A 12,765-nucleotide genomic window follows, 5' to 3' on the forward strand; every position below is an offset into this window, starting at 1 on the left:
GGTGATTAGGTGTTCATGTTTCAGGGAATTCTTATCCCTTTCACTTCTAGGTAAAGAAAAACTATACCAATCTTTTCCCAGCTACCTTGTATAACCTATTTCCTTGTGATAAACAGGTAGTAGGTATACTAATATAACCCGAAAATCGCCCTTATTTAGCTCCTAATGATGATCTGAGAATTTGTAAAGAGAAGTGAAATACTTGTTCTCGAAAAAATAGGGGAGATTCAAGTTTGATATTATATTGAAATTATGAACATGTATATGTACGATAGTGGACAGGTTCAGGAATGATTTTCAGGTTTTTTAGTTCATTTTATATTAGGATTGATAAAATGGCTTATTTTGGAGGGTGAAATATAGAATTAGGGGACAATATTTTTTCTGGATATTACTACTGTCATGTTGGACTGGCCATGCTCAGCTGTTTTCTCAAGATTTAGCTCCCAAGTATTCCAATGAATTCTTGAGCATAGGAGTAGGAGCTAGGGCTTTGGGAATGGGTGGCGCGCAGGTGTCTGCGGTCCGTGATGTGACTGCAGCCTATTGGAATCCAGCCGCGTTGATGGGCGTGCAGCATAAGTACGAATTTAGCCTGATGCACTCTGAGTATTTCGCTGGAGTAGCGCAATACGATTACCTGAGTTTTACTACACCGATTAAAGACCAAAGCCAAGTGGCAGTTTCGCTAATTCGCTTTGGAGTAGATGATATTCCTGATACGAGATTTCTCTACGATGCCAATGGCGCGTTGAATTATAATAACATTCAGTTCTTCAATGCGGCTGATTATGCCCTTCTATTAAGCTATGCACGAGATCTTTCTGATAAATTCAAAGTGGGCATGAATGTCAAAATCATTCATAGAAACGTCGGAAAGTTTGCGCAGGCCTGGGGTTTCGGATTGGATGTGGGCGGGATTTATGTGAAGGATAAACTGACACTAGGGCTGATGGTTCGTGATATCACGACTACGTTCAACGCCTGGTCACACAATGCCGAGCTTGTACGCGAGATCTATTCGAAAACTGATAATGAGATTCCAGTGAATTCCATAGAACTGACCTTGCCTCGTGCGATTTCCAGTGTTACCTATGATTTTCAAATCGGAAAGCAGTTTAGCTTGCTGACCACGCTGGATTTGGAGATGACGTTTGATGGGCAGAGAAATACGGTGATTAGCACTCCATTAGTAAGTATTGACCCTAGATTTGGATTGGAAGCTGGTTTTCAGAATATCGCTTTTCTCCGTGCTGGTATCGGGAACTTCCAGTACATCAAAGATTTTCAAGGAAATGAAACGTTGAATATGCAGCCTAGTATGGGGATAGGAGTTTTCGTAAGCGAGCGTTTTCAGATCGATTATGCACTCTCCGATATCGGGAATGTATCCGAAACTCCCTACTCACATGTATTTAGTATTAAGGTGAGTTTAGAGAAATTGGATTCGGATTTCAGAAAATTCAAAAGCTGGAAAGACAAATGATAAAAAGACTACTCCTTATTTTTCTAGCATTTATCATGCTCTCCGGACTGGTTCAGGCACAACAGCCAGTTTGGTACAACTATGACCAAACCTACTATAAAATTCCTACTGCTACAGATGGGATTCACCGAATTTCAGCAACTACACTAAGCAGCTCAGGCATCAATCTGAATAGCTTGGATCCAAGAAATATCCGTCTTTACCACAGGGGAAAAGAAGTTGCAATTCATATTTCCGGAGAGAATGACGGCAGGTTTGATTCGGGTGATTTTATTGATTTCTATGGAATGAGGAATGACGCCACCTTGGACAAATTGCTTTATACAGATTTTGACCAGCTTCCAAATCCATATTTCAATACCACGTCTGACACCACAGCTTTTTTCCTAACAGTCACTACTGGACAGAATGGAAAAAGAATGAATGTCAGAACTGCTCCAGAGCTCACTTTACCACAAGCTGCCAGCTATTCTTCTGAGTCCTTAATAGCATTAGGAGAGCAATATTCTTTGGGCGTGGGCTATGCTTTTGAATTTAGATTATCCAAGTTTGACCAGGGGCAAGGCTGGATGTCAGCAGTGATCACCAAAGGAAATACCCGACAACTTGTTTTCAAAGATTTAGGTGCCATGGCAAATTCTGGTGCGGCAAAATTGGAGATTGGGCTGGTGGGTAGATCTTATAATGCGCATAGTACCCGGATTTTAGCCGGACCTACTGCTGCAAACCAACGCTTAATCACTACAGTTGCCAGCAAACAATTTGAATACCCACAGCTTACGTTAGATCTAATTGCAAGTGATTTCAATGCTGACGGAAGTATTGTAATCGGTGTGAATGCTGCTGGAGCAGAAGCTGCTGATAATGTATCAGTAGCCTTTGCCAAGATTACTTTTCAAAACAGCGTGAGTAAAGGAGATTTTACTTCGGAGCTTTTTATTTCCCCTGCGGGAAATCAGCGAATTCTAATGCCACAGGTTGCTGGAAATTATTCGGCGATTGAAATTTCTGATCCAGGAAATCCTCAGAAAGTATTGCTTACCAAAAACGGTCAAGAACTTTCGTTTCGATCCGCAGTGGCAGGCGACTCCAGTAAAGTATGGGTGCAAAATGAAACGAGTATCCTTGTGGCAAAAACTATGGAGCGAGTGAAATTCAGAAATTACCTTGCTCAGCCTGCCAACTATATCTTGGTGGGACATCAGGCGCTGGAGCAACCTACCACTCAATTTACCAATCCGCTAAAAGCATATGCTGAACATAGAGCTTCGCCTGCCGGTGGAGGCTTCGATACGCTGACTGTAAAAATGGCCGATTTGTACAATCAGTTTTCCTATGGAGAATATACTCCAACAGCTATCTATGAGTTTCTGAGAGCATATTACCCTATTCATAAACCAACACACATGCTGCTTGCTGGAAGATCTTTGGCGATGTATTCTACCTCCCAAGTGTCTGGCGTGACCCATTTTTACAGAAATAATCCTGCTGCTTTTAGCTTTAGAGATTTGATTCCAGCTGGAGGATATCCATTCTCAGATAATATTTATACGCTGGACCTTGATCCTTCCAAACCGCTGGTTCCTGCCTTGGCAATAGGAAGAATACCTGCAAGAAATGCACAGCAGCTAGCTGATTATCTAGATAAAGCGATAGAAAAAGATGCTGTGGGAATCTCAGAATCCTGGCAAAAAGAATTGGTGCATTTGAGTGGAGGTGAATCAGAATTCGAATTGGAAAGGTATTTCAACTTTATGAATGGTTTCAAGACCATCGCTGAAGGACCATATCTTGGAGGCAAGGTGACCACTTACCGTAAGCGATCAAACTCGACAATAGAAGTGATTGATATCACGGGCGATCTGAATGAGGGCAGATCAATGCTTACATTTTTTGGACATGGAGCGCCTACTGTCATTGACATAGAAATTGGATTTGCGTCCGACCCAACCTTGAATTATCAGAATAAGGGCAAGTATCCCGTAATGCTTTTCAATGGTTGTGACTATGGAGCTGCTTTTGGGAATAGCTATACGCAGGGAGAAGACTGGGTGATCACGGCAGATAAAGGAGCTGTGTCCGTGATAGCAAATTCCTCAATTGGCGTTGATGTTTATTTGAGAAGGTATTCTGATATGTTTTACAGAAAGGCTTTCTCGGATAGCAGCTTGATTTATCGCACGCTTGGAGAAGTGAAGCAAGAAGCTGAAGAAGCATTTATTAGTGAGTATGGCACGACTCCGATCAACTATTCCCACATGGAGCAGATGATCAATTATGGTGATCCTGGGCTTAGGATTTTTCCTGCGGACAAAGCTGATTATGCCATCAAAATTGAAGAGGTTTCTGTCGAGAGCTTTGATGAAATTCCAGTTTCGGTGCTTTCAGATAGTTTGAAATTGAGTTTTGTCCTGCGGAATATTGGTCGTGTGGATACAGATTCCATTGAATATAAAGTCACTCGAAGGTTACCTGATGGTTCAACGGAATTCTATGATCCTGTGAAGATTCCCTACATCGCCAGAATTGATTCACTCTTTTTTACCATCCCAAATACAGGCCTTAATTCCGCGGGGGAGAACTCCTTTACTATAGAAGTTAATTCTGCCAGAGATGTGGAGGAAATGACTTTTGCGAACAATTCAATATCCTACATCAAGTTTATTCCGCTTAGTGGTACGCTGAATCTATATCCATTGGATTATGGGATTGTAAATGGGACGGAAGCAAAACTCATAGCTCAGGTGCCGGGTAAAACTACAGAAGATCGTACGGTTATCATTCAGGTGGATACGGCAGCGACCTTCAATTCCGCGTACCGCAAAGAAGTTCGTGTCACCACGCGAGGTTTGGCAGAGATGCCTTTGTCACTGACTGCATTTTCGGATAGTATCACATTCTATTGGAGGTCAAAATTCCAAGAAGCTAAGCCGGGCGAGACGGATACTTGGACAAACTCCAGTTTTTCCTACATTCCATCAGGCCCTAATGGCTGGACACAAAGAACTTCCTATCAGTTGGGCGAGGATCAGTTGACAAATCTAGAGATCAAGGAGTCTGATAGAACCTGGAAATACACTGAAATCCAAGAAAAAATTGAAGTGTTCACTGTCGGTGCAGCTGTGGATACTTTATCGTTCAGAAATACACAGTTCTATTTGGATCAGATCCCTCAGATCATTGATAATGTAAACAACGCCAACAGCCGTCTGTGTCCAAATGGCTCGCTGGGATTAGTGGCTTTTGAGCAAAAAAGTCTAGTGCCATATTTGGCGATTCCTGTTCCGGGTTTTGATATACTAGATGGACGCGCTTGCGGTAGACTTCCGCAAATGATCCAAAGTATACAAAATGCCTGGATTACTACGCCGGGTCAGACGATGCTGGTGGACTATGTGAACAAAGTGAAAACAGGTGATTACGTCATAATTTTCTCTGTGGGAAATGTCACTTTCGAAGCTTTTCCTGATATCGCTATCGAGAAACTGAAGGAATTTGGAGCCAGTGAAGCTACGCTGAGAGCATTGAAATCGGGTGACCCTTACATTCTTTACGGGCGAAAAGGGATGCGTCCAGGAGAGGCGATCGAGATTGTTGGAGATAAGACCATGGCAGTTCCGGCAAATCAGCAGACGCTTTCCTTCGATACCGAGCTTTCGGGTTACCTGACTTCGGGGATGATCTTGACTCCGAGAGTGGGGCCAGCATCGAATTGGGAGCGTTTCTTTCAACATGTCAATTCCAGAAATTGGATCAATGAGGAGGAGAAAACCTACTTTGATATCATAGGAGTGAAGGAAAATGGCGAGGAAGATCTGCTGGTCGAAAATACCTTCAATAGTGAAATGGATTTGTCATTTATTAGCACGGACACTTATCCTTACCTGAAACTGCGCTACAGCATGAATGATACTGAGTCAACCGCTCCAGCTCAGTTGGACAAGTGGCAGGTGAATTATACCGGCGTGCCTGAGGGAGTTTTGATCTTGAAATCTGCCAAGGATCAGGTCAATCTTCGAGAAGGAGAAGCAGGGCTTTTAGAACTGCAGTTCAAGAATATTTCCAAGTACAACTTTCTGGATTCTATTCAGGTGGATTGGAAAATAACTAATCTGACAAGCAAGAAAGTAGAGAATTTCTCTAAAAAATTCCCTGCGCTGAAAGCTGGAGAGGCATTTGACTTTACGATAGAGTTTAATTCCATTGGGAATACCGGTGAGAATAGCTTAGAGATTTTTGCAAATCCTAGAATACAGCGGGAGCAGACTTTCCGAAATAATCAGGTGGATATGGGTTCGTACTTCTTAGTGGAGGGAGATAATTCTACGGCACTGCTGGATGTGAACTTCGACGGAATTTACATCATGGATGGAGATATCGTCTCGCCAAATGTGCTGATCACAGCTTTGCTGAAAAATAACCAGACACTACTTTATAAGAAGGACACCGTCGGGCTGGAGCTGTTTCTCAAGCAAAACTGTGAATCCTGTGACTTCAAGCGGGTGAATTTTTCCAATCCCAACTTGACTTGGACACCAGCTTCGGAAGATGAGGATTTCAAGGTTTCTCTTCTTGCAGGCCCGCTGGAAGATGGGATTTACACACTTCGAGTAGCCAATGAGGATTCTACCGAACCTTATGAGATTACCTTCGAAGTGATCAACGAATCTCAAATCACTAATTTTTACCCATATCCGAATCCATTCAGTACGAGTGTGCGCTTTGTCTTTACGGTCACGGGAATGGAAGTGCCCGATGAAATCAAGATTCAGATCATGACTGTGACCGGGAAAGTCGTGCGGGAAATTTTGCAGAACGAACTTGGCCCAATCCGAATAGGAAATAACCTGACCGAGTACGCATGGGATGGCAAGGATGAGTTTGGCGACCAACTCGCCAACGGAGTCTATATCTACCGCGTCCTAGTCCGCAAAAACGGCCAATTTATGGAGCATAGACCAACTGCTGGCGACAAGGCATTTAAGAAAGGGTATGGGAAGATGTATTTGTTGAGGTAATTGTCGTCATTGCGAAGGACGAAGGAGGGAAGCAATCTCGTTTGAGATTAATTAAGAAGAGTAACAAACGTGGATCTACTTGACTGATTTGGGCGAGTAGAGTGAAGAAAGGTTAGTCAATGAATAAGTTAGCATTTATCTTAAAAAATGGAAAGAGCAGAAGTAGAATCTAATATTTTAGGAGGTTATCCTAAGTATTTAGAAAAGATAAATTATCTTATAGAATTATGTGTCTCGAAAGCGACAGATATTTCAATTATAAATCCAGATTGGATAAGTAATAATGATGCTCGTTTTGCCATTTATGGTAAATACGTTTCTACATTAAATGCCACTAAGATTTTATTATACAATACTTTGAGTTTTGTAAACCAAGATGATTGGGTTAAAAAATATAATGATGAGTTTGCAATAGGAGGACGAATTGATGATTTTGTATACTTAAAGGAGTTGGATACTCAACTACGATTTGCCAATTATATGAGTTTTGTTTCAGAGTTTGAATCTTCCCTTTTAATTATTATAAGATTCCTAAAAGATGAAAATAAAAAATGTGCTGAAAATTATACTAGCTTTATTACTGATAATTTGAAAATTATAACTTATGTCGATTTTTTAAGATTGGTAAGACATCTAAGGAATTCTATCCATAATAATGGAATCCATATGCCAACTGAGTCCAAATATAATAGTGATCCTATAAAATTTAAAGGGATGGATTTTAATTTTCAAAAAGGTGAACGAATTGACTTAAAATGGATAGATTGTTTTGTGATTTATGAAGAGTTAATCGGGCTAACGGAGATAATTTTTAATGAGGACATGATATCAAGGTATGAGTTGATTACAGATATAGTCTTGGAATAATAAAAAACAAATTAGGGTTTTATCGGTATGCAAGTTTTAAAGCTCGCTTCAATTTCCGTGTAACTTGATAGGAGTGAATCACGAAATCGGCAACTATTCTTATACTAATCGTTGTGGATAATGATTTGTTAATATTTAGAATTAACTAAAATATAAAATGGCAAGGAATAACATATTAAAGGGCGGTTATATTCAATTCTTGACGTCAAATTCAGAATTGAATGTTGACAAAATAAAAACATATAAAGTTTTAAAAGTTGAGTCTTTTAAACGGCGTATGGGTGAAGTTATTGATTTTGTTATCTTTAAAGATGATTTTGGTAGAGGGTGTAGGGTAAAAGTAGATGAAAATATAGTGAGTTGTGTGGATGTTAAATCCGATAGAAAAAAGAAACTGAGCGTTTATTGTGATGAATCTCAAATATTAATCTCTCTCCAAGAATATTCATATCGAAGGGATGACCGTAGAAAGGAGATACACAAACTTTTAAAAAAATTATGGGATATTGGTGAGTCCTCAAAAAGTGTTGAATTCAAAAATGTTGTTGATAAATTGAATGCAGATAATTATAACGAAGAAATTTCTAAAAAGGCATTGAAGGATTTAGAAGATATTATTGATAGAAACGCACCAGGTTTCGAAACAAAAAATAATGATTATTTAGAGTCAGATGTTGACGATACAAACTATGAAAAAACAATTATGAACGCCTTTAAAAATGGGGAGCAGGATAGATTAGGATATTAAATTGAATTGAATTGAAAAATGGATTAAATCTCTCCCCCAATGAGCGTAGTGTAGGCATGACTGTCGCAAAGTCTAATTTGTGATCACTTCTATCAAATTTAATTGGTATTACTTAGCAATCGTGAAACAGTTTAAATATACATATAAATAAAAATTTACGAAAATGAAAATTGACGAATACTTTAAAGCATGTAATGGTCATTTCATAGCTATTGACCAAAACCAAGAGAAAATTCTTATTCTAGACATAAATCAAGTTGTTGTAAAAGAACTTTATCCTAGCGCTTCTGTACAGAATCTAGATCTCACCTTTGAATCAATTTTCAAAGACTATACAAATGTCAACGGACTCACTTCTCAACTCAGTGTAATGACATCTGGTCATGATGGTAAAGACTGGTTATTTCTATCACCACATGTCTTAAGTCTTTAAAGCAGAAACGTAGTCTAGGCATTGTGGTTGTTAGGTGTAATTTGTATCTACACCTTTCTATCATTTAGAATTTGTGATTCGATTTTATTCGTGTGAGTTTTTGTATTGATGAAACTTCTAAAGACTCCCCAGAAAGACTATTATCATGGCCACAGTAGCTTAGCTCTTCAAAGTTCTAATATTAAGAAAATGAAATCGTACAGACGAAGAAAAATTCATATTTTAAACTTTAACCATAGAACAATTTGTGGTTTAAAAGCCGATAATAAGGATATCGTTATTGAATATGATTTTAAGATCTTGTCATTTGCAGAAACATGCAGAAAATGCAAACAAATATTTATTAAGAATCCTGGAAAATTTGATTACTAGTTCCTTTCTGAGCACATATTGATGTCGACCTCGTTTGGGTATATATTGAGTGTTAGTTGAGAATAAGTAGTTCGTAATTCAATACAAATAAATTTACAGTTCATAATAAGTTTTTTCAAAGAAGCTACATCAAGAAAGTATAAGAATGATAGATACAATAAAAAGGAATAGAAATAAACTACTTTCAATAAACAATTTAAACTAATGGAAAATTATTCTCATAAACCAGAAAGATTGTTTTACGGCGAGGCAGACCCTGTTGCTTGCTCTATTTTAGGATTGACATTAAACTTTTCGCTACATAGTGAAATAGAAGACGGACTAAATGAATTCTTCGAGTGTGACTTCCATTCATTTGAAAAAGTTATCCCCCTCTGAGCGTAGTCTAGGCGACGAGGTGTCTAGGTGTAGATTGTATCTACACCTTCCTATCCTTATCAATTTGCAATTGATTCCCTTAATATTCTCCTTATCAATTTGAAATTGATTCATAAGTTGAAATTGTATTAAGAATAGAATTCCCCATGGAACTACTAATAAAAACTGATACTGTAAGATGAACTATATAATTTGTAACTGTCTTGTGAGACTATTTAGCTGGAGCGCTGTAACCCCCATTGTTGCAATTGTTGTTTCAATTATAGCTTTGTTTGTAAATAGATCAATTGCTCAAAGAAATACGCGTCTGACAATTCAGCAAGCTCTTTTCAAAACCGTGACTGAAAAAGTAAAGGATTGCAATGCTTTATGGGATAATCGACCAGAAAACCAACGAGGTTCAACTTCTCCAAACTTTAAAATCATGTCTGAGTTAATAATCTCAATTGAGATAATTGACAAGTCTCTATCATTATTTGAGAAGAACTATAAGGCCATAAGAATAGAATCTGAGGACGATTACTATAATTTGTTTTACGGACAACTGCGGACAGATTTAAGAGAATGGATTAAATCAACGAAAACAATTGCAAAAAAACAAAATAGTAAAATCTACGACAGTCAAGTCGAACTTCTTTTTAGGAAATTTGAAAGACATTTTGAGAAAGTAAATTAATACAAACGGAAAGACAGACACCCCCACTGAGCGTAGTCTAGGCGTCGAGGTCTCTAGGTGTAGATTTCCTGCCCTGCATCCTGGCCTATCGCTAAAATGCTTTACCAAAGCATTTTTAGACGCTCGATCCTACCTTCCTATCCTTATCAATTTGAAATTAATTCTCACGCTGAGCTTATTTAAGAATAGAGTTCACTAGTAGCATTCCCCTGAATTAAAAACGATATTGTATTCATGAGATTTTAAATCTAGAATTATGACGAAGGACACTGCAATAAAATTGTTTCAAGACCAAAGAGTTCGCGTTGAATGGGATGGCGAACAAGAAAAGTGGTTTTTTTCGATTGTTGATATAATTAGGATCTTGACTGCTAGCCCTAATCCAAGAAAGTACTGGAGTGTGCTTAAAACTAGGTTAAAAAAGGAAGGAAGCGAGTTGGCTACAAATTGTAGTCAACTGAAAATGCGATCAGCAGATGGGAAATATTACAAAACTGATGTAGCTGATACAGAGCAATTACTACGATTGATTCAATCCATTCCTTCGCCTAATGCAGAACCGTTTAAAGTATGGCTAGCCAAAGTAGGATACGAGCGAATCGAAGAAACGGAAGACCCAGAAAAGGCTTTTGACCGAGCGATGGAGACCTATTTGAAAAAAGGATATTCTGCAAATTGGATAAATCAACGACTTAAAAGTATTGAAGTTCGCAAAGAACTCACGGATGAGTGGGATATACGTGGTGTGAAAAAGGGGATGGAATATGCAATACTAACAGATGAGATTACTCAAGCCTGGGCGGGATTAACTACAAAAGAATACAAAGAGCTAAAGGATTTGAAAAAAGAAAATCTACGGGATAATATGACTAATCTTGAGTTAGTTTTAAATATGCTTGCTGAAGCTACTACAACAGAAATTTCAAAAGAAAAGAAACCTAACTCATTTTTAGAAAATAAGGAAATAGCAAATCAGGGTGGGACTATTGCTGGAAATACAAGAAAGGAAATTGAAGAGAAGACAGGAAAGCCTGTGATTTCACCCTTAAACGCAAAGGAACTTGGTCTTAAATCAGAAAATGAAAAGTTGGACGAGTAAAATCCTCAAAGCTAATTTGAGTATAAAACCCTCAATTTGATACAATAATAAAAGTTTTAAAAGCTGTTGGTGGTCAAATTAAAATAAATCCTATATACACGTAATATAACGATGCCCTAACATTACCTTATATACATCGGGCGGTTCCATGTGAATATGAAAATCAAGAACTATAAGAATTTAGGAGTGGGCTGAAATAGAATGTCTCCGAAGGCCCACAGCCTCCAAGCCGAATTACGTTATAAGGCGGCTTAAAATTCTACAACAAACGAACAGACAGATAAGAAATGAAATCAGAAAATAAACTCGCAGGAATTGGAATATTGACAGCATTTTCGGCTTCACTTTGCTGTATTACTCCTGTTTTGGCACTGTTGGCGGGAACAAGTGGACTTGCATCAACTTTTTCTTGGCTTGATCCTTTGAGACCTTATTTAGTGGGCTTGACAGTTTTGGTGCTCGGCTTTGTGTGGTATCAAAAATTGAAGCCGCAAAAACAGATTGACTGCAACTGCGAAACGACAGAAAGAACCCCACTCATTCAGACAAAAACCTTTTTAGGTATTGTGACAGTTTTTGCGGGACTAATGCTTGCATTTCCGACCTATGCACACATCTTTTTCCCAAAGACAGAGACACAAATAATAGTAACAGAACAATTTAACATTCGGACAGCGGAATTTACAATTAATGGAATGACTTGTTCGGGTTGTGAAGAGCATGTAAATCACGAAGTGAATATGTTGAAAGGAATAGTTAACACGAGCGTTTCATACGATAATGGAAATGCAATCGTGGAGTTTGACAAGACCCAAACTGATATTCAAGAAATAGAAAAAGCCATTGCAAAAACAGGCTATTCAGTAACCGACAAGAAAGAAATTAAATGAACATACTACTGCAATCAACAATCACTTGCCCCGACTGTGGAAACAAGAAAGAAGAAACAATGCCGACAGATGCTTGCCAATATTTTTATGAGTGTGAAAATTGCAGGAAAGTTTTAAAGCCTAAACAGGGCGACTGTTGCGTGTATTGTAGCTACGGGACAGTAAAGTGTCCGCCAATTCAAGCAGGAACAAATTGCTGTAATTGACAATGAAACGACCTCTTTTGAGCGTAGTCAAGGCTACTAGGTGTAATTCGTAAATACATCTAGCTACCTTAATCAATTTGAAATTGACCTACTTATCTTACTTGGGCGAATAACGCTAGCAAACACCATCTCCTCACCACAACCATCGACCCACAAAAAGAATGGCACTAAGCTGGAACGAAATAAAAATAGCGCTTTAAATTTTTCCAAGAAATGGGCTGATACATCCAATGAAGAAACGGATGCAAAGCCATTTTTAGTAGAGTTTTTTTAACGTGTTAGGTATATGCCGCAAACGGGTTTCAACTTTCATACATCTTGTAAAAAAAGTGACGAGAGAGATGGTTACATTGACCTGCTTTAAAAAGGGACGATTTTAATAGAAATGAAAAGTCCCCCGTTGGGTTCGTGGGGAAGTCAAAAGGATTGTCGTTTTCCACGGGTTACACCCATGGCCCTACCTACCGGACAGGCAGGTACTCATGGTTTGACCACTTCGTGGTCGGTCCTTTTAAAAATTCTAAATGGGATACCTCATAGTATATTTTCATGATCCTGAAAGGATCGAACCATGAATAGCCCCCGGTGCAAC

General features: G+C 38.7%; 9 protein-coding genes. All 9 read left to right on the forward strand.

What is annotated here, in order from left to right; genetic code table 11:
• Positions 1–352 precede the first annotated feature (352 nt).
• Entirely contained in the window at positions 353–1,486 is a 1,134-nt protein-coding gene (locus BVH02_RS01785) for a putative type IX sorting system protein PorV2 (RefSeq protein ID WP_394363977.1), read from the forward strand.
• The gene (gene porU2 / locus BVH02_RS01790) at positions 1,483–6,504 is read left to right on the forward strand and encodes a putative type IX secretion system sortase PorU2 (protein ID WP_086498158.1); all 5,022 of its coding nucleotides are present in this window, start codon (positions 1,483–1,485) and stop codon (positions 6,502–6,504) included. Before BVH02_RS01785 ends, porU2 begins: the two co-directional genes overlap by 4 nt.
• A 147-nt stretch (positions 6,505–6,651) precedes the next feature.
• Complete coding sequence (locus BVH02_RS01795; RefSeq protein WP_086498161.1) at positions 6,652–7,371, forward strand: hypothetical protein; 720 nt, start codon at positions 6,652–6,654, stop codon at positions 7,369–7,371.
• Positions 7,372–7,528: 157 nt separating this feature from the next.
• Positions 7,529–8,119, forward strand: a complete 591-nt coding sequence (locus BVH02_RS01800) for a hypothetical protein (RefSeq protein WP_086498166.1) — start codon at positions 7,529–7,531, stop codon at positions 8,117–8,119.
• A gap of 163 nt (positions 8,120–8,282) precedes the next feature.
• The gene (locus tag BVH02_RS01805) at positions 8,283–8,552 is read left to right on the forward strand and encodes a hypothetical protein (RefSeq protein WP_086498169.1); all 270 of its coding nucleotides are present in this window, start codon (positions 8,283–8,285) and stop codon (positions 8,550–8,552) included.
• Positions 8,553–9,480: 928 nt separating this feature from the next.
• On the forward strand, positions 9,481–9,978 hold the full coding sequence (locus tag BVH02_RS01815; protein ID WP_086498174.1) for a hypothetical protein: 498 nt from the start codon (positions 9,481–9,483) through the stop codon (positions 9,976–9,978).
• Between the two features lie 256 nt (positions 9,979–10,234).
• Entirely contained in the window at positions 10,235–11,077 is an 843-nt protein-coding gene (locus tag BVH02_RS01820) for a BRO-N domain-containing protein (protein WP_086498176.1), read from the forward strand.
• A 287-nt stretch (positions 11,078–11,364) separates the two neighbouring features.
• Positions 11,365–11,967, forward strand: coding sequence for a mercuric transport protein MerTP (gene merTP, locus BVH02_RS01825; RefSeq protein ID WP_086498178.1), 603 nt, complete (start codon positions 11,365–11,367; stop codon positions 11,965–11,967).
• Entirely contained in the window at positions 11,964–12,173 is a 210-nt protein-coding gene (locus BVH02_RS21720) for a GDCCVxC domain-containing (seleno)protein (protein WP_086498180.1), read from the forward strand. The genes merTP and BVH02_RS21720 overlap by 4 nt, the downstream gene beginning before the upstream one ends.
• Positions 12,174–12,765: the final 592 nt, after the last annotated feature.

The organism is Algoriphagus ratkowskyi, assembly GCF_002150505.1.
In the GTDB taxonomy this organism is placed as follows: Bacteria; Bacteroidota; Bacteroidia; order Cytophagales; family Cyclobacteriaceae; genus Algoriphagus; species Algoriphagus ratkowskyi.

Bases quoted from the DNA above. Each gene is read 5' to 3' on its own strand.
- BVH02_RS01820 (WP_086498176.1), top strand. From the start codon at position 10,235: ATGACGAAGGACACTGCAATAAAATTGTTTCAAGACCAAAGAGTTCGC.
- merTP (WP_086498178.1), top strand. From the start codon at position 11,365: ATGAAATCAGAAAATAAACTCGCAGGAATTGGAATATTGACAGCATTT.
- BVH02_RS01815 (WP_086498174.1), top strand. From the start codon at position 9,481: ATGAACTATATAATTTGTAACTGTCTTGTGAGACTATTTAGCTGGAGC.
- porU2 (WP_086498158.1), top strand. From the start codon at position 1,483: ATGATAAAAAGACTACTCCTTATTTTTCTAGCATTTATCATGCTCTCC.
- BVH02_RS21720 (WP_086498180.1), top strand. From the start codon at position 11,964: ATGAACATACTACTGCAATCAACAATCACTTGCCCCGACTGTGGAAAC.
- BVH02_RS01805 (WP_086498169.1), top strand. From the start codon at position 8,283: ATGAAAATTGACGAATACTTTAAAGCATGTAATGGTCATTTCATAGCT.
- BVH02_RS01795 (WP_086498161.1), top strand. From the start codon at position 6,652: ATGGAAAGAGCAGAAGTAGAATCTAATATTTTAGGAGGTTATCCTAAG.
- BVH02_RS01800 (WP_086498166.1), top strand. From the start codon at position 7,529: ATGGCAAGGAATAACATATTAAAGGGCGGTTATATTCAATTCTTGACG.